Consider the following 23289-nt stretch of genomic DNA (forward strand, 5'->3'; position numbering starts at 1 on the left):
AGTTGAGTAATCGATCGGCCGGGTCCCCGAGATCGAGAACCCATCACCTATGCAACTTACTCACGCTTTACTCAGTTCCCGGTTCGGGGGAGGAACGAGGCAGGATTGTGACCATGTCCAACACTCCCATGGCAGCGAGCCCCCTCACCCGGGCCGTACTCGAGATCGACGAGTACGCCTCCGGCCTCGGCTGGGACCAGCCCGCCCGCCTCTTCGCCCTTGTCGACACCGCCGCCCTGCGCGCCCAGGAACCCGCTCTCGCCTCCCAGCTCGGCCTGGACGGCGAACAGGAGAGCGCCGGCTACACCCCGATCGAGCAGGACGAGATCCCCGCGGGCAAGGCGCTGGACGAGTTCCTCGGCACCATCGCCTGGCCGGACGCCGTCGTGGGCTGCGCCCTGACGGTCGAGCGCCTCATGCTGCCGCCGTCGGCCGAGGCGAGCGTCCCGGAGGGCCTGAGCGAGAAGAAGCTGGCGGCCTGGGTCGCCGCGCACCCGGACCGCCAGGAGGTCCGCATGACGGTCGGCGTGCTCCGCGACGGCACCCGTGACTCGGCGCTGCGGCTGCGCGAGAAGGACTCCGCGACCGAGGTCCTGACCGGCTCGCAGCTGGTGCCGGGGCTCGCGGAGGCGCTGTCAGCGACGTTCGCGGACTGACCGCTGCCCGCCTACGCGCGCGTAGGCGGCCCGTACGGAGACCCAGAGGGGCGCGCCGGAGACTCCGGCGCGCCCCTCCGCACAGCTCTTGTCAGCTCTTCGCCGTGCACTTCGGCAGGGCGGCGGTGTTCCCGCTGCGGATGTCCTTCAGGGCGTCCATGGCGTCGTCGATGGTGTCCACCTTGACGAGCGTCAGGCCGTCCGGGGTGTCCTTCGCGGCCGTGGCGCAGTTGTCCTTCGGCGTCAGGAAGTACTGCGCGCCCTTCTGCCGGGCGCCGACGACCTTCATGCCGATGCCGCCGATGGGTCCGACCTTGCCGTCGTCGTCGATGGTGCCGGTACCGGCCACGAACTTGCCGCCGGTCAGATCGGTCGGCGTGAGCTTGTCGACGATGCCGAGGGAGAACATCAGGCCCGCGCTGGGCCCGCCCACGTCGGCGAGCTTGATGTCGATCTGGAACGGGAAGGTGTGGTCGGTCCCGGCCTGGATGCCGACGATGGCGCGGTCGTCCTCGGCCTTGGCCGTCTTGATGGTGACCTTCTCCGTGCGGGTCGCCTCCTTGCCCTCCTTCTCGGCGGCGGCGGCCTCCTTGGCGGGCACGACGGTGAAGACGACGTTCTCGCCCGCCTTGTGCTTGGTGACGAGCTTCGCCACGTCGGCGGGCTTGGTGACCTTGGTGCCGTCGACGGTCTTGATGACGTCGCCCGCGTGCAGCCTGCCCTGGGCCGGGCTGTCCTTGACGACCGTGGAGACGATCACCCAGGACTTCACGGGGATCTTCAGCTCGTTCAGGGCGGCGACCTTGGCGCTCTCCTGGGACTGGCTGAACTCCTCGGCGTTCTCCTGCGAGGACTGCTCCTCGGTCTGGCCGTCCGGGTAGAGCGTGTCGTGCGGGACGACGATGTTGTCGTGCGCCAGCCAACCGTAGACGGCCGAGACGAGGTTCATGTTGAAGTCGGCGCTGGTCACGCGGACCGTCGTCATGTTCAGGTGGCCGCTGGCCTCGTACGTCTTGTGCCCGGAGATCTGGATCACCGGTTCGCCCTCGTGGTCCCCGAGGGTGTTCACCGTCGGCCCCGGCGACATCTCCGCGTAGGGCACTTTGATGAGCACCCCTGCGCAGAGCAGCGCGATCAGCAGCAGGGTCGAGGCGAGCATCGTCGCGGTGCGGCGTGGCATGGAACGACAGTACGGGACGTGTCTGTCGGCGCACCTGTGGGGCCGGATGCCCGTCTCACGTCCCGGGTTCGGACTTCTCCATCGCCTCGCGGAAGCGCGCGTAACCGCTCAGCTCGCTGTGGTCGCCCGTCTGCGTACGGCGCCGGCCCGCCCAGGAGCCCCACAGGGCGGCCCCGACCCCGGCGACGACCGGGATGAGCAGCCACATGAGCGCCCCCATGCCGACCTCCCGATCCCGTGTGCGACCGCAATTGACTGATCAGCAGACTAACCGCCCTCGGCGTCAACCGTCACAGCAGGGGTGCCGTTTCGCAACCGGAACCACACGGGAGGCACAACGGGCGTCAGCAGGCGCCGACCCACTCCTCGGTCCCGTCGGAGAACGTCTGGTGCTTCCAGATGGGCACCTCGTGCTTGAGGTCGTCGATGAGTTTGCGGCACGCCTCGAAGGCCTCGCCGCGGTGCGGGCAGGAGACGGCGACGACGACGGCGAGATCGCCCACGCTCAGGTCGCCGACCCGGTGGACGGCCGCCAGGGCGCGCACGGGGTACTCGGCGACGACCTTCTCGGCGACGCGTCGCATCTCCGCCTCGGCGGTCGGGTGGCAGGAGTAGCCGAGCCGGTCCACGTCGGCCCCGCCGTCGTGGTTGCGCACCGTCCCCACGAAGAGCGCGGTGCCGCCCGCCGCGTCGTCCCCGACGGCCCGGAAGACCTCGTCGAGGGAGAGCGGCGTCTCACGGATGGCGAGCAGCGTGATCGGGTCCTGCGCCGCCTGCTCACCTGGGTGGTCGTGCTGGGTGGGTGCCATGCGCTCATCGTGCCGTACGCCGCCGACAACCGTGAATAGCGCTTTCGCCCGGCACGCGCGCGTGGCGGATTGGAGCCTTCTACGACTCCGTCGCTCCGTGGGCGACCGCGCCGGGGCTCAGATCCGCCGCCGCGCCTTGCGCACCCGCCGGACGACCGCCGCCGTACCGAGCAGCGCCACCGTCGCGCCCGCGGCGCCCGCCGCCGTCGCGTCCTTGCGGCCGAGACGCCGGCCCGCGACCGTGCGCCGCCCCGCGACCTCCTCGAGGAGCTCGGCCAGGACCTCCTCGTTCGTCCAGCGGGGCCGCCACCCGGCGTCGTGCAGCCTGCTGCCGCTGACGACCCAGGGGTACATCGTGTAGGCCAGGTCACCGGCCGGGGAGGGCGTCAGGCCGATGCGGTGCAGCCGCGCGGCGGCGCCGAGCGCGACGGCCGACGGCAGTTCCATGCGCCGGATGCCGCTGAGCTCCTCGACCTCCTCCTGCTCCAGCCAGCCGTCGCAGCCGACCGCGAGCTCCCCGTCGACCTGCTCCAGGACCGCGTACTCCAGGGCGCTGCACAGGTCTTCCACGTGGCAGAACTGCCAGGCGGGCCGCGACCCGGCCACCACCAGGAGGCGCGGCGACTCGAAGTAACGGGTCAGGGCCGTGTCGGTGCCGCCGCCGACGAGCACGGCGGGGCGCACCACGGTCACGTTGAGCCCGGGGTGCGCGCGCGGGGCGCGCCGGGCGAGCCGCTCGATCTCCAGGAGGTCGCCGACGCCGGTCGCCTCCGCCGTGGCGCGCAGCTCGGCGTCCTCGGAGAGCGGCAGCTCGTTGTCGTCGAGCGCGCCGTAGACCATCGCCGAGGTGCACAGCACGACGCGGTGGACCCCGGCCGCGGCGGCCGCGGTCAGCACGGTCTGGGTGCCGCGCACGTTGTACGCCGTGCGGGCCGCCGGGTCCGACTCCAGATCGAGGTCGAGCGCCAGGTGGACGACGACGTCCGCGCCGCGCAGCTTCTCCGCGATGGCCGGATCCCGTACGTCCAGGACGTGCCAGGTCGCGGAGGCGCACTCGCCGCGCCGCTCGTCGATGGCGAGCACCTGCTTGATCGCGTCGGAGGCCGCGAGCCGCTCGGTGAGCTGGGCGCCGACGCCGGACGCGGCACCGGTGACCGCGACGACGGGCCCGCGTGGGCCTTGACTGGTTGAGGGGTTTCGCGCTGCGCGAACCTGCGGATCTGGGGAACTCACCCGGCGTCTCCAGCGGTTGTCTTCAGTACGTACGCGTATGACACGTACGTACCAGGAGGCATCCATCCTGCCGCAGGACATCAGTCGGCGAAGCACCGAGGCCCGATCCCGTCACGGTGTCTACGCTGGGTGTGTGTAGTCGGGCAGTCGCCGCCGGGAGAGAACCGGTGGCCTTACCAGCCGAGGAATCCCGTGAGTGACACCCCATTTGGTTTCGGCCTTCCGCCGGAGGAGCCGGAGGACGGCGACGAGGGCAAGAAGAAGGGCCAGCAGGGCGGTGGCGGTCAGGGACCTGCCAACCCGCTCGGATTCGGTTTCCCGGGTCTGCCGGGCGCCGGCGGGCCGGGCGGCGCGGGCGGGGACAACCCGTTCGCGGCGATGTTCGGTTCGATGAACCCGAACGACCTGGGAGCGGCGTTCCAGCAGCTCGGGCAGATGCTCTCGTACGAGGGCGGCCCGGTGAACTGGGACATGGCCAAGGACATCGCCCGCCAGACGGTCTCCCAGGGCACGCAGGACGGCGTGAAGGACGCGAGCGTCGGCGCCGCCGACCGCACCGCGGTGCAGGAGGCCGTCCGCCTGGCCGACCTGTGGCTGGACGACGCCACGTCGCTGCCGTCGGGCGCCGGTACGGCGGTGGCGTGGAGCCGCGCCGAGTGGGTCGAGGCGACCCTGCCGGTGTGGCGCGAGCTGGTCGACCCGGTCGCCGAGCGCGTCGGTCTGGCCATGGGCGACGTCCTGCCCGAGGAGATGCAGGCCATGGCGGGCCCGCTCATCGGCATGATGCGCTCCATGGGCGGCGCGATGTTCGGCTCGCAGATCGGGCAGGCCCTCGGCGTGCTCGCGGGCGAGGTCGTGGGCTCCACCGACATCGGCCTGCCGCTGGCCCCGGCCGGCAAGGCGGCGCTGCTTCCGCTGAACATCGAGGCGTTCGGCAAGGACCTCGGCATCCCCAAGGAGGAGGTCCGCCTCTACCTGGCGCTGCGCGAGGCCGCCCACCAGCGGCTCTTCACGCACGTGCCGTGGCTGCGCTCGCACCTGTTCGGAGCGGTCGACGGGTACGCGCGCGGGATCAAGGTCGACACCTCGAAGCTGGAGGACGTGGTCGGCCAGTTCGACCCGCAGAACCCCGAGCAGCTCCAGGACGCACTCCAGCAGGGCATGTTCCAGCCGGAGGACACCCCGGAGCAGAAGGCCGCCCTGGCGCGCCTGGAGACGGCCCTCGCGCTGGTGGAGGGCTGGGTCGACGCCGTGGTCCACGCCGCCGCGAAGCCGCGTCTGTCGTCCGCCGACGCGCTGCGCGAGACGCTGCGCCGCCGCCGCGCCTCCGGCGGCCCCGCCGAGCAGACGTTCGCGACGCTGATCGGCCTGGAGCTGCGCCCGCGCCGCCTGCGGGACGCCTCGCGCCTGTGGGCCTCGCTCACGGACGCGCGCGGGGTGGACGGCCGGGACGGCCTCTGGGAGCACCCGGACATGCTGCCGACCGCCTCTGACCTGGACGACCCGGACGGCTTCGTCCACCGCGAGCAGCTGGACTTCTCGGAGCTGGACAAGATGCTCGGCGAAGCGGCCGGCGCCGACCGTTCGGGTGACGAGGGCGGCGACAGCGGCAAGGGTGACAAGGGCAGCACCGACGGCACCGACGGCAAGGACGACACCGACAAGTGAGCCTGTACGACGACGCGGTCCTCGTGCTCAAGGGCTACGAGGACCAGCCCGAGCTGCGCCAGGCCTACCTGGACCACCTCGCCGCCCACGGTGACGCCGCGATGTGGAAGCCCTGCACCGCGGGCCACCTGACGGCGAGCGCGCTGGTGATCGACCCCGAGCGCGGGCGCGTCCTGCTCACGCTGCACAAGAAGCTGCAGATGTGGCTCCAGATGGGCGGGCACTGCGAGCCGGGCGATCCGACACTGGCCGCCGCGGCGCTGCGGGAGGCGACCGAGGAATCCGGCATCGCGGGGCTGACGCTCCTTCCGGGCGGCCCGGTCCGTCTCGACCGGCACCCCATCCCGGGGCCCTGCACGCAGCACCTGGACACGCAGTACGCGGCGCTCGCCCCGGCGGACGCCATGGAGGCGATCAGCGACGAGTCCCTGGACCTGCGCTGGTTCCCGTACGACGAGGTCGCCGATGTGGCCGACGCGTCGGTGGTGCGGCTGGTGGAGGCGACGAGGGCGCGCCTCTAGCGTCTCGGCGCGACCGTGTGTAAGGGACGGGCACCACGGTGCCGACCGTGTGTAAGGGGCGGGCACCACGGTGCCCGCCCCTTACACCTGCCCTTGTGCGGCGTCAGCTCCAGACGTTGCCCTGGTTCTGGCCGCGGGCGCCCTGCTGTCCCATGCCGTACTGGGCCGCGAGCCCCTGCCCGACGACCGCGTTCTGCGGCGGCAGCAGCTCGCTGGGCTGGACGAGCGCGTAGCCGTGCCCCATGAAGCTGAGCTCCCATCCCTCGCCGGTGTTGCCGCGGCGCCGCCAGACGCCCGAGGAGTGCGTCTGGGCCTGCATCTGCACTCGTAGCCCGGTCGACCAGGCGACGACGGCGTCCGCGTCGGCGTTGACGTACTTGTCGGGCGTGACCTGGAGCATCAGCGGCTGGCCCGACGTCATCAGGGCGACCTTGCCGTGCCCGGTGATGTTGAGCTGGTACTTGCCGGAGCCGGAGATGCCGAACTGGCTGTCGACGGCGATCACCTCGTGGTGCAGCGTCGAGTCCATCGCGAGGACGTAGGCGCTGTCGACGGTCAGGCCGTCCTGTTCGACATCGACCACGTGGATGTACTGGGCGAGGTTGGCGAGGTAGACGGTGCCCTGTCCGTGGCACCGCATGAGGTCGAGTCCTTCGCCGGTGTACGCGCGCGAGCGGCGCTGCCCGGACGTCTGGACCTCGCCGTCGAACTCCATCAGGCCCTGGTAGGCGACCATCGAGCCCTTGCGGGCGAGGATGTCGTCGTGGCCGTCCAGGGCGACCCGCAGCATCTGCGGGTTCTGCACCGTGTAGCGCTCGTGGGTCTGCTGCTCGTTGTACGCGAAAAGCGGGCTCTGCATGGTGGTCCCCTCCCCCTCAGCCCCGTGCTCGGAGACGGTCGGTGCTGTCCTCACTGGGCTGGACGACGACGATGCCCTCCCCGGAGAAGCCCATCTGGTAGGCCTCGCCGCTGCCGCGCCCGATGAGCGAGCCGGCCCGGAAGCTGCGCTTGCCCTTCACCTTCAGCGTCGGTGACCAGGCGATGAGCGCGTCCGGATCGACGTACGTCTCGTCCTCGCCGCGGCCGCAGTCGACGACGATGGGGGTGCCGCGCGAGGTCAGGGCGACGTGCCCCTGCCCGCTGACCTTGATGTTCCACAGGCCCTGCCCCGCGAACTTGGCGAGACCCTTCACACGCTCGACGCCCCACTGCAGATGCGCGTCGAAGGCGAGCAGGTTGGTGCCGTTGACGGAGATCGAGTCGCCGCCGAGGTTGATGACGACGACGTCGGCGCCGTAGTCGGCGAGGTACAGCAGACCGTCACCGGAGCACTTCATGAGGGGCGCGCCCTCGCCGGTGATCCAGTCGCGCGCGACCTGGCGGACGGCGGGCGGATTGGGCTCGTACTGGACGAAGCCCTCGTAGGCGACCATCGAGCCCACGCGCGCGTAGAGGTCGTTCCCGGTCTGCATGGCGACCTTCAGCATGTTGCTGCCGTGGTTCTCCATGCGGGCGGCTACGGGTGTCGGGGCGAAGCCCGCGAGTGGCTGGTTCATGACGGGCTCCCTCAGACCTCGTACGGCTGGACGACGATGAAATTGCCGGGCGCGCCCCGGAACTGGAGGTTCACGCTCTCCCCGCTGTCCCCGGGGTAGGCGTTGCGGCGCATCCGGACCTGGCTGGAGACGATCGCCTGGGCGGCGGCGGACCAGGCGACGACCGCGTTGCAGTCGGCGAAGGTCGTCGGCGTCACCGGCAGCACGACGGGCGTTCCGTGCGTCTTCACGACGACGGTCCCCGTGCCCTGGAACTGCAGCACGAAGAGGGCGCCGCCGGGAATGCCGTGCCCCTCGATCCTGCGCACCTCGTGCTGCAGGCTCTCGTCGAAGGCCAGGACGTTCTCGGCGGACACGCAGATCGCGTCGCCCTGCAGCTCGATGGGGTGCAGGTAGGTGGCCTCCTCGGCGAGGAAGACCTGGCCGCGCCCGGTGCAGCGCATCAGCTGCATCTCCTGGCCGGTGGCGTTGCCGACAATGCGGCCCGCGAAACCCGCGCCCTTGTAGCTGAACTCGACCTTGCCCTGGTAGAGCACCATGCTGCCCTGCCGGGCGAGCACGGGCTGGTCGCCGGCGGCCCCGAGGTCGACACGGATCAGCTTCTTGTTCTGCAAAGTCCAGCGCTGCCCGGTGGGCGCCTCGCGGTACTTCTCGAGCGCGGCCGCGACGCCCGGGGTCCCGGCCTGCTGCGGAATGCCCTGAGGGGCGCCGTACGGGGACGGGGCGGCGGGCGGCTGTGCGTAGCCGGGCGGCGCCTGGGGCGGCTGCCCGTAACCGGGCGGCAGGGTGGCACCACCCTGGCCCGGGACCTGTCCGAACGAGGGCTGCTGCGGTGGCTGCTGGCCGTACGGAGCGGGGGCCGGGGGCGGCGGGACCGTGCCCGGCGGCGTGGTCAGCGGCGCGATGACGGTCGGCGCGGCGTGGACGGGAGGCGCGGCCGGGGCCGGGGCGGGCGGCGGCGTCCCGGGCGGCTCGTAGGGCTGTAGGGCCGGGGTCGACGGCGCTCCGAAGGCGGGCGGCGCGGGGGCCGGTTCCGGAGCGGGTGCCGACGGCGCGGCGAAGGCGGGCGGTGCGAAGCCGGGGGCCTGCGCGGACTGCGGCGGCGCGGCGGGCTCCTCCTCGGCGACCTCTCCGCCGAAGTTCCTCAGCAGGGCGTCCAGACCACCGTCGAAGCCCTGTCCGACGGCGGCGAACCGCCACACGTCCTTCAGGTAGAAGTCGCCCAGCATCACCGCGCGCTCGGTGGAGAACTCGCCCCCGTGGAAGGAGTACCGGGCGACCTCCTCACCACCGGCGACGATACGGAGGTACCCGGGCGCCACCTGCGACATCTGCCCGGCACCGTCGATGGTCGCGGTGAACGACAGCTTCTGGATCGACGGCGGGATCTTGTCGAGCGTGACGCGGAAGGACTCCGTGTCACCGGCCTGCGCGCCGAGCAGCTGGACGGACTCCTCGGGCGTCTTGGGCTGGTTGAAGAAGACGAAGTACCGGTCGTCCGACAGCCGTTCCTCGGCGTCGAGCCCGAAGCAACTGATGTCGAAGGTCAGTCCGGGGCCGGTGATCTGCACGCCGACGTACAGATCCGTACCCGCGGTGAGGTCGCTGATCTTGGCCTTGTGGCCGCGTTGGAATTCCCTGGCCATGCGTAACGACCGTCCCCCATCCCGATGGTGATTGCGTCGCGTCAGGCTAACTGCAAACGCCAGAAGCGGGAGATGTCGGTACAGCCCTGGTACAGAACCGGACCGGTGGGGCGACGGTGAGAGGTGTCACTCCCCGCGCGCGGGCGGCAGATGCGGAAGGCGGTCCGCCGCGACCACCCCTTCGAGGTAGCCGCGCGCCCGCTCGGTCCGCGGATACGCCTCCAGGAGCCGCCAGAACCGCGGGCCGTGGCCGGGCACGAGGAGATGCGCGAGCTCATGGACGAGCACGTAGTCGACGACGTACTCCGGCATTCCCTGCAAGCGGTGCGAAAGACGGATGCTGCCCTCCGCCGGGGTGCAGGAGCCCCATCGGGTGTTCTGGTTGGTGACCCAGCGCACCGAGGTCGGGCGGGCCTTGCCGCCGAGGTACTGCCCGGAGAGGCGCTGGGCGCGCTCGACGAGTTCGGTGTCGCCGAGGACCCGCTTGCTTTCCTGCGCCGCGAGCTTGTCGAGCATGACCGTCACCCAGCGCTGCTCCTCGGCCTCCGACATCCGGGCCGGGATGAGCACCACGGTGCGGTCGCCCTCGCGGTAGGCGGAGACCGTCCTGCGGCGCCGGGAGCTCCTGCGGACCTCGACCGCGCTCACTCCGGGGCCGCCCGGCGGCGGACTGGTCGTGCTGCGCTGCGGTTTCGTGGCACGGTGCAGAGGGTCGGCGGGCACGCCCCGACGTTACCGGTTGCGCGGTGCGGAAGTCCCGTCTCCTGAACGGTTCGGTGCGCTGCCACAGCTGTTCTGTGCGCCGCCCCGGCACCATCGTTCCACCAGTACGACTATCACCCCGCGCCTGTGGACAACCTTCGGCACGGTTCTCGCCGGGCGAGCATGCTGGCCATCGAGCGACCGACGGCTCGCTTCGGACTATTCGGCACGGGGGGACACAGCCATGCATCCGATCCTGAAACCCGGCCTGCGGCGCGGCTGGCACGACTTGAACACAGTGCAGTTCGGGCTCACCCCGGCGCACGCCGTGGTGCTCGGCCCGGTCGACACGGCCACAGGCAGCTTCCTGACCCTGCTCGACGGGACACGCGGCGTACCCCTGCTGCGGGAGGAGGCCGAGCGCATGGGCCTGCCCGACGGCCATGTGGACGCGCTCCTGGAACGGCTGAGCGGGGCCGGACTGCTCGACGACACCACCGGCGGCGGCCCGGACGCCGAAGCGCTCCGGAAACAGACGCAGGTGATGGACCGGCTCCGCCCCGACCACGCCGCGCTCACGGTGACCACGGCCGAGCCCGCCGAGGCGGTCCGGAAGCTCGCGGCCCGGCACCGCGTGCGGGTGCAGGTGCGGGGCGCCGGACGCGTGGGGGCGCTGGTGGCGTCCGTCCTCGCCGCCGCGGGCGTGGGCCATGTCGATGTGCGGGACGGCGGCTGCGTCGAACCGTGGGACGTGGCACCGGGCGGGCAGCCGGTGGAGGCGGTCGGCGAGCGCCGGGACGTGTCGGCGCGCCAGGTGGTGCGCGCGTCGGCGCCCGCGCGGCCCCCGCGCCCCGACCGGCGCAGGACGCAGGACCGGCCGGTCAGCCGGGAGCAGGAGGAGTCCGCCCTCTCCCTCGTGATCATCGCCCCGCGCGACGGACTCGCGGTCCACTCCCCTGCCCCCACGGCCGCCGAGGACCTGGTCGCGGCGGGCATCCCGCACCTCTACGCGGGTGTGGTCGAGGCCACCGGGATCGTGGGGCCCCTCGTCCTGCCCGGCGGCACCGGCTGCGCCCACTGCCTGCTGCTCGGGCGCACGGAGCGGGATCCCACCTGGCCCCGGCTGCTCGCCCAGTGGGGGTCGGGGCAGGCGAGCCGTCAGGTCCAGGCCTGTGACCTGGGGCTCGCCACCGCCGTCGCGGGTCTCGCCGCGGCGCATGGACTCGCCTTCCTGGACGGGGAGCTGCCGTCGTCGACCGGGGCGCGCTGGGAGGCGGCCGCGCCGGGGCTCGACTGGCATGCCCGGCCGGTCTGGCCACATCCGCAGTGCCCGTGCGGTGCGGGTGAGGGAGGTAACGGGAAGGAGACCTCCGTGGAGCGAGGGCCGCACGACACAATGGCGGTGTAAGCAACGGCTGACGGCGTCATGATGCCTGGGCATGCGCGGCACGGCTGTCCGGCACTTGGAGGGGTGTATGTCTGATCTTCCCCGGAAGGCGGTTACCCGTACCGCCAAGCTGGCCGCACTACCGATCGGCTTCGCCGGCCGGGCGACCTGGGGCATCGGCAAACGCATCGGCGGCAAGTCCGCCGAGATCGTGGGCCGCGAGCTGCAGCAGCGCACGGCCGACCAGCTGTTCAAGGTCCTCGGCGAGCTGAAGGGCGGGGCGATGAAGTTCGGGCAGGCGATGTCCGTCTTCGAGTCCGCCCTGCCGGAGGAGGTCGCCGGTCCGTACCGGGCCGCGCTGACCAAGCTCCAGGAGGCCGCGCCGCCGATGCCCACGCGCACCGTGCACGCGGTGCTCGAGGAGCGCCTCGGCGCGCAGTGGCAGGAGCTGTTCCAGGAGTTCGAGGACAAACCGTCGGCCGCCGCCTCGATAGGCCAGGTGCACAACGCCGTGTGGCACGACGGGCGCGAGGTCGCCGTGAAGGTGCAGTACCCGGGCGCCGGTGACGCGCTGCTCTCGGACCTCGCGCAACTGAGCCGGTTCGCACGGCTGTTGGGGCCCCTGATACCCGGCATGGACATCAAGCCGCTGATCGCCGAGTTGCGCGACCGGGTGACCGAGGAGCTGGACTACGAGCTGGAGGCGCAGGCCCAGCGCGCGCACGCCGAGGAGTTCGCCGGCGACCCCGATGTCGTGGTGCCGGACGTCGTGCACCAGAGCGAACAGGTCCTGGTCACGGAGTGGATCGACGGGACACCGCTCGCCGAGGTCATCACCGACGGGAGCGAGGAACAGCGGGACCGCGCGGGCCAGTTGCTGGCACGGTTCCTCTTCTCCGGCCCGGCGCGCACGGGCCTCCTGCACGCTGATCCGCACCCGGGGAACTTCCGGCTGCTGCCGGACGGCGAGGGCGGCTGGCGCCTCGGTGTCCTGGACTTCGGCACCGTGGACCGCCTGCCGGGCGGACTGCCCGCCACGATCGGCCGCGCCCTGCGGATGACGCTCGACGGCGAGGCCCTCGCGGTCTACGGGATGCTGCGCGAGGAGGGCTTCGTCCGGGAGTCGATCGAGCTCGAACCGGACGCGGTCCTCGACTACTTGCTGCCGATCATCGAGCCCGCACAGGTCGAGGCGTTCACGTTCACCCGCTCCTGGATGCGCTCCCAGGCGGCGCGGATCGCCGACATCCGGTCACCCGCGCACCAGTTGGGCAAGCAGCTGAACCTGCCCCCGTCGTATCTGCTGATACACCGCGTGACGCTCAGCACGATCGGTGTCCTGTGCCAGCTCGGCGCCACGGTGCGGCTGCGGGACGAACTGGAGGCGTGGGTACCCGGGTTCGTGGCCGACGCGGAAGAGGAGCCCGAGCGGGAGTCGGCCGCGGAGGCCTGAGCACCGGCGGCGGCCCGTTCACCACCAGTCCCCGGTCACCACCACTCGGAGTCGAGCCGGGCCTCGATGGCCCGGATGTGTTCGCGGGCGCAGGAGTCGCAGACGTGCCGGCCCACCCCGTCCTCCACGGAGTACGACCAGGTCAGCGGCGTGCCCTGGGCACTCGTGCCGCACCGGGCGCACACCACGTACTGCTGGTCGCCCGCCCGCTGGTTGTTCGGATGCGCGGAGTCCCCGCCAGGAAGAGACGTCACTCCGCGACGATAACTCCATGGACCGATGATCGTCCGGCACAACGCACCGCGGGGACCGGCCCTCTCGGACCGGCCCCCGCAGAACTGCGTGACGGTTGCGCCGCGTGACGGCTCTGCCGCGACGGCGCCTTACTGCATGACGGCCTGGGCCAGGGCCCGCCGGGCGCGCAGCGAGGCGCGCTCGGCGCGCCGCTGCATCCGGCGGGCGACCACCAGGCGCAGGGCCTGGCGCTCGCTGTGGGCGTCCCGCAGCTGCTCGTGCATATGCGCACGGGCCAGGGCTTCTGGGATGAGTTGCATCTGACGGGTCCTGTTCTGACGCGAGTCGTTCGCGTCGGACGTGGGGAAGTCTGGGATCGCGGAGCCGGCGGGCTCGCTCGTGGACGGCTTCATCGGGGCCTGCTTCTTGGGGTCGTGCGTCAGGGGGCGGTCGATCGTTCCTCGGGTGTTCATGCCGCGACCGGGTTCTTGCGCGGGCGGCCACGCGGCCGCTTCCGGGCGACAACGACACCCTGGACGAACAGCTCGCCACCCCAGACGCCCCACGGCTCGCGCCGCTCCTTGGCGCCGGCGAGGCAGGCCTCCATCAGCGGGCAGGTACGGCAGAGCGACTTGGCGTACTCGACGTCCGCCGGCGACTCCGCGAAGAAGACCTCGGGTCGTAGGCACGGCAGGGGACGGGCACGCCGAGGTTCTCGATGGCGTCATCGAGCGCGGTGAGCGCAGTCAGCGGGTTCAAGGTGGAGTCCTCCGTGGGGACGGGCGGGGGAAGAGGGTCCGAAGGCGGTACGGACGGGGCGTGCGCTTCGAGTTGCACGGTGGTGTCTTCCTCGTCTGGTTGTTCCGGCGGGTGTGCCGGGTGGCGGTGGTGCCGGGTTGTTGTGTTGTCCCGAGGCCCCTTCGAGCTGGTCCCTCGGAAGATCGCTGGTTCTTCCGGGAAAACAGAAGGGCCGCGGATCCCGGGTGGGGTTCCGCGGCCCTGAAGGCGCCTGCCTGATCGTCGATCAGGCTGGATCACTCCAGGGTTCGAGCCCACGGAAGGCCCACATCGTGTGGTGCTGCGTCGTCTGCTTCCGGAATCCGGCACCGGCCGCCGCGAAGGCATAGGCCTGAGCCTGTGCCGCCGCTACTGCTTCCGGTGCCTTGGTCGGTCGCTCATTGCCCTCGCGAATGGGAAGACCCGCGAGAGACAGGCCGGACTCCGGACGCATGGCGCTGACGCCAGACAGACCGGTGCCCAGGTTCGAGAAGCCGAGCAGGCAGGAAGCGACCACCGAGCGATCGGTCATTTTCACGGTGGTGACGGGGCTGGTGTTGATGCTGATCACTGGAATCGCCTCCTCTCGGCGTCTTGGGGACCGGGATGAACCGGTCCGACGGCTTGTAAGTACAGCACGAAACCAGTGCCTCCGAGAAGGCCGCTGCTTTCGTGCTTAAGAACCTATGGGGATCGCTGGGGCATGCGCAAACTATTTTTTCGACGAGTTTGAATCAGTCCCCCTCGGGGGCCTCCTGCTGCTCGTCCTCCAGGATCTGACCTGCACAAATGGCCAGCACATCGGATCCGTGGGCGCGAAACTTGCGTACGCCGACGCCCGGGATGCGGGACAGCTCCGCCTCGTCCTCCGGTGCCGCCTCGGCGATCGCGATCAGTGTCTTGTCGGTGAAGACGCAGAACGCGGGCTGGCCGAGGGCGGCCGCCGTGCGGGCCCGCCACTCCACGAGTCGCTCGTACACCCCCTCGTCCATGTCCGAGGGGCAGTCCTCGCAGCGCATCAGCTTCATCTCGACCGCTTCGAGCGTGCGCCCGCAGACCCGGCAGCGCGCCACCTTCCGGGCGCCTCTGCGGCGCACGGCGCCCAGCGGCTCGGCGGCGCCCGGCCGCGTCCCGTGCTCGACGCCGCCGCGGCCTCCGCCGCCGCTCCGGCCGGCCGAGCCGGTGGAGCCGGGCCGCAGGCCGTCGAGGAAGCGGCTGGCTCTGCGGGTGGGGCGGCCGCCGGGCGAGCGGGACAGGGCCCACGACAGACTCAGGTGGTGCCGGGCGCGGGTCACGCCGACGTAGAGCAGCCGGCGCTCCTCCTCGATCTGCTCCTCGGTCTTGGCGTAGGTGATCGGCATCATGCCCTCGGCGAGGCCGACCAGGAACACGACGTCCCACTCCAGGCCCTTCGCCGCGTGCAGGGACGCGAGCGTGACGCCCTCGACGGTCGGGGCGTGCTGGGTGCTGGCCCGCTCGTCCAGCTCGGCCACGAAGCCGGCCAGGCCGGCGGCGGGCTCGGCGCGCGCGTACTCCTCGGCGAGCCGGGCTAGCGCCGCGAGGGACTCCCAGCGGTCGCGCACGGCGCCCGAACCGGCGGGGGGCTCGGTCGTCCAGCCTTCGCCCGTGAGGACCGCTCTGACCTGGGAGGGCAGGTCCACGGCGTCGTCGAGTCCGGTGTCGTTCTGGCCGAAGCGCGCGGCTGCCCGCAGCCTGCGGTGCGCCTTGCGGACCTCGTCCCGCTCGAAGAACCGCTCCGCCCCGCGCAGCTGGTAGGGGACTCCGGCGTCGGCGAGGGCCTGCTCGTAGATGCCCGACTGGCTGTTCGTGCGGAACAGGATCGCGATCTCGCCCGCGGAGACCCCGGAGGCGATCAGCTCGCGGATGCGGCGTGCCGCGCCCTCGGCCTCGGTGGGCTCGTCGGCGTACTCGACGTAGACCGGCTCGGGTCCGCTCTCACGCTGCGAGATCAGCTCCAGGCGGTGCTCGGCGGCGCGCCCGCCCGCGCGCGCCAGGACCCCGTTGGCGAGGTGGACGACCTGGGGCGAGGAGCGGTAGTCGCGGACGAGCTTGACGACGGTGGCGTCGGGATGACGGGTGCGGAAGTTGAGCAGGTGGTCCGGGGTGGCGCCGGTGAAGGAGTAGATCGTCTGGCTGGCGTCGCCGACGACGCAGAGGCTGTCCCGGTCGCCGAGCCACAGGTCGAGCAGGCGCTGCTGGAGGGGGCTGACGTCCTGGTACTCGTCGACGACGAAGTGCTGGTACTGGGCCCTGACCTGGTCGGCGATGTCGTGCCGGTCCTGGAGGATGCCGACGGTGAGGAGCAGGACGTCCTCGAAGTCGATGACGGAGCGGTCCCGCTTCAGGGTCTCGTAGTGCGCGTAGATCTGGGCGATCTCGGCCGGGTGGCGGACGGTCTCCCGGCCGGCCTTGTGCGCCGCGGCCGCGTAGTCGGTGGGGACGGTCTGGGTGACCTTGGACCATTCGATCTCCGCGGTCACGTCCCGCAGCTCGCCGCGGTCGAGGCGCACCCCGCAGGCGGCCGCCGCGTCGGAGACGAACTGGATCTTGCGGTCGAGGAGCCGGGGCAGCTCCCCACCGACGGCTTTCGGCCAGAAGAACTGGAGCTGGCGCAGGGCCGCCGAGTGGAAGGTGCGGGCCTGGACGCCGCCCGCGCCCAGCTGGCGGAGGCGGCCGCGCATCTCGCCCGCGGCGCGGTTGGTGAAGGTGACGGCGAGCACACTGGCCGGCTGCAGGATCCCGGCGCGGACCCCGTAGGCGATGCGATGGGTGAGGGCGCGCGTCTTGCCCGTGCCCGCGCCCGCGAGCACGCACACCGGACCGTGCAGGGCCGTCGCCACGGCGCGCTGCTCGGGGTCGAGCCCGTCGAGCACCTCGTCCGCCGTCCGCGGGACCTGTGGGAACAGGGTGGAGTGCGTTGCTGCTGTCACCCCGCCATGCTGCCAGGTCGGCGGGGACGGATGCGTCGCGTTGTCCACAGGCGGCCGGTGTTAGTCGTACTAATGCGGAGGGCAGGCGGGAATGGCGGGCCCGCCGCTCGCGTTCGTCTGATTGCGAACACGCACCCCAGCCTTTAAGGAGCGCGAGGAACATGCCGGGCACTGTGACGATGTACAGCACCACCTGGTGCGGCTACTGCCAGCGACTGAAGAAGCAGATGGCGCGCGAGGGCATCGAGTACACCGAGATCAACATCGAGCAGGACCCGGAGTCCGCGGCCTTCGTCGAGAAGGCGAACGGCGGGAACCAGACGGTTCCCACCGTCCTCTTCGACGACGGCTCGACGCTGACCAACCCCTCGCTGGCGCAGGTCAAGCAGAAGATCGGCGTCTGAGCCCCGCACCGGCGAACTTACCGGCGCACGCTCACAGCGCGTCGCTGGGCTTCGGCAGGGGCTCGCCGTACCAGAGCTCGATCAAGCGGGCCGCAATCGAGATCCCGTAGGGAGGCATGACCTCCCCGGTCTCGAAGGCGGCCCGCAGTTCGTCGCGGGAGAACCAGCGCGCCTCGTGGATCTCGTCACCGTCGACATTGATCTCCGTCGAGGTGGCGTGCGCCATGAAGCCGAGCATCAGGCTGGAGGGGAACGGCCAGGGCTGGCTGGCCACGTAGGAGACGTCGCCGACGAGGACGCCCGCCTCCTCGAAGACCTCGCGGCGCACCGACTGCTCGATGGACTCCCCGGGCTCCACGAACCCGGCGAGCGTCGAGAAGCGGCCCTCGGGCCAGTGCACCTGGCGGCCGAGGAGGATGCGGTCCCGCTCGTCCATGACCGCCATGATCACGGCGGGGTCGGTGCGCGGGTAGTGCTCCGCCCCGCAGGCCGGGCAGCGGCGGATGTGGCCCGCGGCGGCGATGACGGTGCGTTCGCCGCAGCGGGAGCAGAAGCGGTGCAGGCGCTGCCAGTTCTCCAGGGCGACGGCGTGCACCAGGAGACCGGCGTCGCGCTGCGACAGCAGGAGGCCCGCCTCGCGCAGTCCGGCGGGGCGCGCGGACTGGTCCATGCGCCCGGGGAGGCTGTCCTTTTGGAGCGCGAAGTAGCTCACGCCGTCCTCGTCGGTGCCCAGGAAGTAGCGGTGGGCCTCGGTGAGGGGCGCCTCGAAGGCCGGGGTCATGACCAGTTCCGTCGCGCCGTCCGGCGTCTCGTCGATGAGCGCCTGACCGCCGGAGACCACGAAGACGCGGGTCGAGGGGTGGCTCCAGGCCGCGGCGAGCCAGGCCTCGTCGAGGCGGTGGTGCGCGGCGCGGTCGATCCCGCTCGTCGCGGCGAGCGTCAGCGGGCGGTCTCCGACAAGGTCGGCGGTGCGTTCGGTCCAGGTGGTCACAGGTGCTTCCAACTCCCCCGGTCGTGAAAAGGATGGTTCGGCGGGTGGTTCGACGGGTCGTGCGGCGGGGGCGGGGCTTCGTTCAGTGCGCATCCGTCCAGTTCTCCGCGAGGTCGCCCCACAGGTAGGCGGCTGTCTCGACGCCCTTCATGAGGAGGTCGAGCTCGACCTTCTCGTTCGGCGCGTGCCAGCCGTCGGAGGGGACGGAGATGCCCAGGAAGAGCACGGGGGCGTCGAGGACGTCCTGGAGGTCGGCCGCCGGGCCCGAGCCGCCTTCGCGCGTGTAGCGGATCTTCTGCTCGAAGGCGCGGCCCATGGCCCGTACGACGGACTGCAGGGCGGGGTGGTCGAGCGGGGTCAGGCACGGCCGCGTCGCGGCGCCGAAGGTGATCGTGTGGCTGATCCCGGCGGGCAGCTGTTCGGCGACCCAGGCGGTGATCGCCTTCTCGACGTGGTCGGGGTCCTGCCCGGCGACCAGCCGGAACGACAGCTTCAGCAGGGCGGAGGACGGCACGATCGTCTTGCCGCCGGGGCCCTGGTAGCCGCCCCCGATCCCGTTGACCTCCGCCGTGGGCCGGGCCCAGATGCGCTCCAGGGTGCTGTGTCCGGCCTCGCCGTGCGTGGCGTGGGACTTGGCCGTGCGCAGCCACTGGTCCTCGTCGAAGGGCAGCTCCGCGAAGAGGGCGCGCTCCCGGTCGGTGAGCTCCTGGACGCCGTCGTAGAAGCCGGGCACGGCCACGCGCGCGTGCTCGTCGTGGAGCGCGGCGACGAGGCGGGCGGCGGCGGTCGCCGGGTTCGGGACGGCGCCGCCGAACGAGCCGGAGTGGATGTCCTGGTCGGGGCCGCGCAGTTCGATCTCGCAGTCGGCGAGGCCGCGCATGCCGGTGCACACCGTCGGGGTGTCCTCGGACCACATGCCGGTGTCGGAGACGATCACGGCGTCGGCTGCGAGGCGCTGCGCGTGGCGCTCGACAAGGGCGCGGAAATGCGGTGAGCCCGACTCCTCCTCGCCCTCGATGAGCAGTTTGAGGTTGACGGCGGGGGCGGTGCGCCCGGTCACGGCGAGGTGGGCGCGCACGCCGAGTGTGTGGAAGAACACCTGTCCCTTGTCGTCGGCGGCACCGCGCGCGTGCAGCCGGTTGCCGATGACGACGGGGTCGAAGGGGTCGGTGTCCCAGCCGTCCTCGCGGGCGGCGGGCTGTACGTCGTGGTGTCCGTAGACGAGCACCGTGGGCGCGGCGGGGTCGCCGGAGGGCCACTCGGCGAAGACGGCGGGGGCGCCGGGCGTCTCCCACACCTCGGTGGTCGGGAAGCCGGTCGCGGCCAGCTGTGCGGCGAGCCAGTCGGCGCTGCGCCGCACGTCGGGAGCGTGGGCGGGCTGGGCGGACACGGAGGGGATCCGCAGCCACGCGGCCAGATCGTCGAGGAACGCCGCTCGGTTGTTCTCGATGTACGTACGGACCGTGCTGACCACGCTGTCAGCGTTCTCGACGGGCTTGCTCATGCTCACGAGCCTAGTCCCCCGCCGGGGCGTGCTCGGCCGGTGGCTCCTCGACGGGCTCCTCCGCCGTCCCCGGTCCCTGGGTGAGCAGTCGCTCCAGCTCGGCGCGGCCGGGCAGCCGCCGCGGCCGGACCGTCTCCCCGCTGCGTACGTAGACGAAGGCGGCGCTGACCGACTCCAGGGGCACGCCTTGCCGCTCGGCCCAGGCGAGCCGGTAGACGGCGAGCTGGAGGGGGTCGCCGTTCTGCTGGTGGCCGGTCTTCCAGTCGACGATCTCGTACGTCGCCTCGTCGCCGTCGCCCTGCTTGTAGACGGCGTCGATACGGCCGCGCACGACGCGGTCCGCGACGGCCAGCTGGAAGGGCAGTTCGATCCGGTAGGGGGTGCGGTGCGCGTAGGGGGTGCGCTCGAAGGCCTCCTTGAGCGCCTCCAGGTCCTGCTCGTCGGCGACCTCCGCGTCGCTGCCGGGCAGCTCCTCCGGGTCGAGCATGGGCAGCCGCAGCTCCTCGAAGCGGGCCTCGATCCAGGCGTGGAAGCGGGTGCCGCGGCGGGCCGCCGGCTGCGGCGGGCGCGGCATGGGCCGGGCCAGCTCCTGGGCGAAGCCGTCGGGGTCGGCGGCGAGGCGCAGCACCTGGGACGCGGTGAGCGAGTGCGGCACGGGCACGTCGCGCACCCCGGCGCGGGCGCGCAGCAGCTCGCCCGTGAGGGCGTCCAGATCGCGGTCCCAGGAGGCGATGGTGCGGGCCTCCTCCGCGGTGAGTGTCGGCTCCGGGGCGGGGTGCGGAACGGCCGGCAAGGCGGGCTCGTCCGCAGGCTCTGGCACGCGCGCGTGGGAGGGCGGTTCCGGTGTGGGGTGCGGGACGGCGGGCCGCTCAGTGGGCAGGGCGTCCCAGTCGTCCTGCAGCTCCTCGTCGGCGAAGGGCGGCTCCTCGTCGCCGAAGGGGGGTTCTTCGTCGGCGAAGGGGGGTTCTTCGTCGCCGAAGGAGGGTTCTTCGTCGGCGGGCGGGGGCGGCCAGTCCGGGTCCTCGAACGGGGGCTCGGCCTGCGCGGCGGGGTGCGTCTGCGTGTGCGCGCGGCCCTCCACCGGGTCGGCGGCGCGCTCCACGTGGGCGAGCACCGTGTCGGCCGCCGCGCGGCGGCGTGCCAGGGATGCCTCGTCGAGCGGCAGCGGCCAGGCGTGCTCGGCCGATGCCTCCTGGAGGGCCGGGTTCTCCGCGTCCTCCTCGGGTTCGTCGGCCCAGGCCTCGATCTCGCCGTACCCGGCGGCGCAGTGCTCGTACAGCGCCTGGAGGAAGTCGGAGGGGCCGCGCCGCCTCTTCTGGGAGGGGCCCCACCAGTGGCCGGAGCCGAGCAGCAGGGTGCGGGGGCGCGTGAAGGTGACGTAGCCGAGGCGCAGCTCCTCGGTGTGCTGGTGGTCCTTCATGTCGGCGTGGAACGCCTTCATGCTCCGGGAGTCCCACGCCTCGATGTCGGGCAGGGTGGCGGCGTCCCCGCGCAGTTCGTGCGGCAGCACCTTGCCCTGCGCGGTCCACTTCTCGCGGCCCTGGCTGCTCGGGAAGGTGCCGTTGACGAGCCCGGGGACGGCGACGACGTCCCATTCGAGGCCCTTGGACTTGTGGGCGGTGAGCACCTTCACAGTGTTCTCACCGCCAGGCAGCGCGTTGTCGAGGCCCTTCTCGTACTGGGCGGCGGTGCGCAGGAAGCCCAGGAAGGCGAGCAGGGACGCGGAGCTGTCGTTGGCCGCGAAGGAGGCGGCGATGTCGAGGAAGTTGGACAGGGTCTCGCGGCGGCGGGCCGCAAGGGCGTGCGGGGACGCGGAGAGTTCGACCTCGAGGCCCGTGACGGCGAGGACACGGTGCAGGACGTCCATGAGCGGGTCGGACAGGGAGCGGCGCAGATCGCGCAGTTCGGTGGCAAGCCGGGCGAAGCGCACGCGCGCGTCCGAGGAGAACGGCAGCCCGTCGTCGTCCCCGTCGGTCTCGACGGAGGTCTCCAGGAAGGTGTCGAGCGCGTCGGCGAGCGAGATGACCTCGGAGGGGTCGACGCCTTCGACGGCCTCGGCCAGGCGCCGGTCGAGGTCGTCCTCGTCGCCTCCACGCGCGTGGGAGACCAGCAGGCGGGCCCTGCGCCCGAGGAGGGCGAGGTCGCGGGGGCCGATGCGCCAGCGCGGACCGGTCAGCAGCCGCACCAGGGACGCGTTGGCGCCCGGGTCCTGGAGCACCTCGCACACGGCGACCAGGTCGGCGACCTCGGGAAGGTGCAGCAGACCCGACAGGCCGACCACCTCGACGGGGATGTCGCGGGCGACGAGGGCACCCTGGATCTCGGCGAAGTCGGTCGCGGTGCGGCACAGGACGGCGATCTCGCCGGGCTCCTTGCCGGTCCTGACGAGGTGGGCGAGGGAGTCGGCGAGCCAGGCGATCTCCTCGCTGTGGGTGTTCAGGAGGGCGCAGCGCACGATGCCGTCGCGCTCGGCCCCGGGGGCGGGCCGCAGGGCCTCCACGCCCGCGTGCATCGCGCGCAGCGGCTCGGCCAGGCCGTTGGCCAGGTCCAGGAGGCGGCCGCCGCTGCGCCGGTTCTCGCTGAGCGCCATGCGGGTCGCCGGGCGGCCGTCGGCGTACGTGAAGTGGCGCGGGAAGTCGTCGAGGTTGGCGACCGAGGCGCCGCGCCATCCGTAAATCGCCTGGCAGGGGTCGCCGACGGCGGTCACGGCGTGGCCGCTGTCGCCGCCGAAGAGGCCCGCGAGGAGGATGCGCTGGGCCACCGAGGTGTCCTGGTACTCGTCGAGCAGGACGACGCGGAACTCGTCGCGCAGGATCTCGCCGACCTCGGGGCGGGTCTCGGCCAGGGTGGCCGACAGGGCGATCTGGTCGCCGAAGTCGAGGACGTCCCGGGCCCGCTTGGCCTCCCGGTAGCGGCTCACCAGCTCGGTCAGTTCGAGGCGCGCGGCGGCGGCTTCGGGGACCTTGCGCAGGTCCGCGTTGCTGAGTTTGACGCCCTCCAGGGAGCGCAGCAGCTCATGGTCGTAGGCCCGGAGCCGGTCGGGCCGTACGAGGTGCTCGGCCAGCTCGGAGTCGAGGGCGAGGAGGTCGCTGACGAGGTCGGCGAAGGAGCGGGTGAGCGCCGGGTAGGGCCCCGGCGCCTCACGCAGCACGCGCGCGGCGAGCTGGAAGCGGGTGGCGTCGGCGAGCAGCCGCGTCGTCGGTTCGAGGCCGATGCGCAGCCCGTGGTCGGTCAGGAGCCGCCCGGCGAAGGCGTGGTACGTGGAGATCACGGGTTCGCCAGGAGGGTGGTCCGGGTCGATGGTGTCGGGGTCGGTGACGCCCGCCTTGATCAGGGCTTTGCGGACGCGCTCCGCCAGCTCGCCCGCCGCCTTGTTGGTGAAGGTGAGGCCGAGGACCTGCTCGGGCGCGACCTGCCCGGTGCCGACCAGCCAGACCACGCGCGCCGCCATCACCGTCGTCTTGCCGGATCCGGCCCCGGCCACGATCACCTGCGGAGCGGGCGGCGCGACGATGCAGGCCGTCTGCTCCGGCGTGAACGGGATGCCGAGGAGCTCCTTGAGCTGCTCGGGATCGGTGAGGCGGGTGGTCACCTCAACGAGGCTAACCGGCACCACT

The 23289-nt window shown here is 72.0% G+C and carries 21 protein-coding genes and 1 pseudogene; 6 read left to right on the forward strand and 16 right to left on the reverse strand.

Annotated elements, in window-relative coordinates:
• The first annotated feature begins 113 nt into the window (after positions 1–113).
• Positions 114–656 carry a PPA1309 family protein gene (locus N5I75_RS02605; RefSeq protein ID WP_476673766.1) on the forward strand — a complete coding sequence of 181 codons (543 nt, stop codon included), beginning with the start codon at positions 114–116 and terminating at the stop codon, positions 654–656.
• A 91-nt stretch (positions 657–747) separates the two neighbouring features.
• Here the strand turns inward: N5I75_RS02605 and N5I75_RS02610 are convergent, their stop codons facing one another.
• The 4 genes from N5I75_RS02610 to N5I75_RS02625 all read right to left on the reverse strand — a co-directional run bounded on the left by N5I75_RS02610 (position 748) and on the right by N5I75_RS02625 (position 3878).
• A complete protein-coding gene (locus N5I75_RS02610; RefSeq protein ID WP_476673768.1) occupies positions 748–1836 on the reverse strand; it encodes a YlbL family protein in 1089 nt (362 codons plus the stop codon).
• A 55-nt stretch (positions 1837–1891) separates the two neighbouring features.
• Positions 1892–2056 (reverse strand): hypothetical protein, encoded by a 165-nt coding sequence (locus N5I75_RS02615; RefSeq protein WP_476673770.1) that lies wholly within the window; start codon positions 2054–2056, stop codon positions 1892–1894.
• A 124-nt stretch (positions 2057–2180) separates the two neighbouring features.
• Positions 2181–2645, reverse strand: coding sequence for a molybdenum cofactor biosynthesis protein MoaE (locus N5I75_RS02620; RefSeq protein WP_476673772.1), 465 nt, complete (start codon positions 2643–2645; stop codon positions 2181–2183).
• Positions 2646–2762: 117 nt separating this feature from the next.
• Positions 2763–3878 (reverse strand): SDR family oxidoreductase, encoded by a 1116-nt coding sequence (locus N5I75_RS02625; protein ID WP_476673774.1) that lies wholly within the window; start codon positions 3876–3878, stop codon positions 2763–2765.
• Positions 3879–4070: 192 nt separating this feature from the next.
• On the opposite strand from N5I75_RS02625, the gene N5I75_RS02630 reads away from it, so the two are divergent.
• Entirely contained in the window at positions 4071–5546 is a 1476-nt protein-coding gene (locus N5I75_RS02630; RefSeq protein WP_476673776.1) for a zinc-dependent metalloprotease, read from the forward strand.
• Positions 5543–6067, forward strand: a complete 525-nt coding sequence (locus tag N5I75_RS02635) for an NUDIX hydrolase (RefSeq protein ID WP_476673778.1) — start codon at positions 5543–5545, stop codon at positions 6065–6067. The genes N5I75_RS02630 and N5I75_RS02635 overlap by 4 nt, the downstream gene beginning before the upstream one ends.
• Positions 6068–6170: 103 nt before the next feature.
• Here N5I75_RS02635 and N5I75_RS02640 read toward each other — a convergent pair whose 3' ends face one another.
• From N5I75_RS02640 to N5I75_RS02655, 4 genes are all read right to left on the reverse strand, one after another.
• Entirely contained in the window at positions 6171–6926 is a 756-nt protein-coding gene (locus N5I75_RS02640) for an AIM24 family protein (protein ID WP_476673780.1), read from the reverse strand.
• Positions 6927–6942: 16 nt separating this feature from the next.
• The gene (locus N5I75_RS02645) at positions 6943–7623 is read right to left on the reverse strand and encodes an AIM24 family protein (RefSeq protein WP_476673782.1); all 681 of its coding nucleotides are present in this window, start codon (positions 7621–7623) and stop codon (positions 6943–6945) included.
• Positions 7624–7634: 11 nt separating this feature from the next.
• Complete coding sequence (locus N5I75_RS02650; protein WP_476673784.1) at positions 7635–9269, reverse strand: TerD family protein; 1635 nt, start codon at positions 9267–9269, stop codon at positions 7635–7637.
• Between the two features lie 126 nt (positions 9270–9395).
• Positions 9396–9992: a M48 metallopeptidase family protein gene (locus tag N5I75_RS02655; protein WP_476673786.1), complete on the reverse strand. Its 597-nt coding sequence runs from the start codon at positions 9990–9992 to the stop codon at positions 9396–9398.
• 223 nt (positions 9993–10215) lie between these two features.
• Between N5I75_RS02655 and N5I75_RS02660 the strand changes: the two genes are divergently transcribed.
• Both N5I75_RS02660 and N5I75_RS02665 read left to right on the forward strand, forming a co-directional pair.
• Positions 10216–11379, forward strand: a complete 1164-nt coding sequence (locus N5I75_RS02660; protein WP_476673788.1) for a ThiF family adenylyltransferase — start codon at positions 10216–10218, stop codon at positions 11377–11379.
• A gap of 67 nt (positions 11380–11446) precedes the next feature.
• Entirely contained in the window at positions 11447–12811 is a 1365-nt protein-coding gene (locus tag N5I75_RS02665; protein ID WP_476673790.1) for an ABC1 kinase family protein, read from the forward strand.
• A 35-nt stretch (positions 12812–12846) separates the two neighbouring features.
• Here the strand turns inward: N5I75_RS02665 and N5I75_RS02670 are convergent, their stop codons facing one another.
• From N5I75_RS02670 to N5I75_RS02690, 5 genes and pseudogenes are all read right to left on the reverse strand, one after another.
• Entirely contained in the window at positions 12847–13065 is a 219-nt protein-coding gene (locus N5I75_RS02670) for a hypothetical protein (RefSeq protein WP_476673792.1), read from the reverse strand.
• 129 nt (positions 13066–13194) lie between these two features.
• Positions 13195–13518 (reverse strand): hypothetical protein, encoded by a 324-nt coding sequence (locus tag N5I75_RS02675; protein ID WP_476673794.1) that lies wholly within the window; start codon positions 13516–13518, stop codon positions 13195–13197.
• Positions 13515–13882, reverse strand: a pseudogene (locus N5I75_RS02680) (WhiB family transcriptional regulator). Before N5I75_RS02680 ends, N5I75_RS02675 begins: the two are co-directional and overlap by 4 nt.
• A gap of 187 nt (positions 13883–14069) precedes the next feature.
• Positions 14070–14393 (reverse strand): hypothetical protein, encoded by a 324-nt coding sequence (locus N5I75_RS02685; RefSeq protein ID WP_476673796.1) that lies wholly within the window; start codon positions 14391–14393, stop codon positions 14070–14072.
• Positions 14394–14556: 163 nt separating this feature from the next.
• Positions 14557–16773 carry an ATP-dependent DNA helicase UvrD2 gene (locus N5I75_RS02690; RefSeq protein ID WP_476673798.1) on the reverse strand — a complete coding sequence of 739 codons (2217 nt, stop codon included), beginning with the start codon at positions 16771–16773 and terminating at the stop codon, positions 14557–14559.
• A 161-nt stretch (positions 16774–16934) separates the two neighbouring features.
• Between N5I75_RS02690 and N5I75_RS02695 the strand changes: the two genes are divergently transcribed.
• The gene (locus N5I75_RS02695; RefSeq protein ID WP_394430652.1) at positions 16935–17177 is read left to right on the forward strand and encodes a mycoredoxin; all 243 of its coding nucleotides are present in this window, start codon (positions 16935–16937) and stop codon (positions 17175–17177) included.
• 31 nt (positions 17178–17208) lie between these two features.
• On the opposite strand, the gene nudC is transcribed toward N5I75_RS02695, so the two are convergent.
• From nudC to N5I75_RS02710, 3 genes are all read right to left on the reverse strand, one after another.
• Positions 17209–18168, reverse strand: coding sequence for an NAD(+) diphosphatase (gene nudC, locus N5I75_RS02700; RefSeq protein ID WP_476673800.1), 960 nt, complete (start codon positions 18166–18168; stop codon positions 17209–17211).
• A gap of 82 nt (positions 18169–18250) precedes the next feature.
• A complete protein-coding gene (locus tag N5I75_RS02705; RefSeq protein WP_476673802.1) occupies positions 18251–19672 on the reverse strand; it encodes a dipeptidase in 1422 nt (473 codons plus the stop codon).
• A 10-nt stretch (positions 19673–19682) separates the two neighbouring features.
• Complete coding sequence (locus N5I75_RS02710; RefSeq protein WP_476673804.1) at positions 19683–23264, reverse strand: UvrD-helicase domain-containing protein; 3582 nt, start codon at positions 23262–23264, stop codon at positions 19683–19685.
• Between the last annotated feature and the right edge of the window lie 25 nt (positions 23265–23289).

It is taken from the genome of Streptomyces sp. R818 (assembly GCF_056172735.1).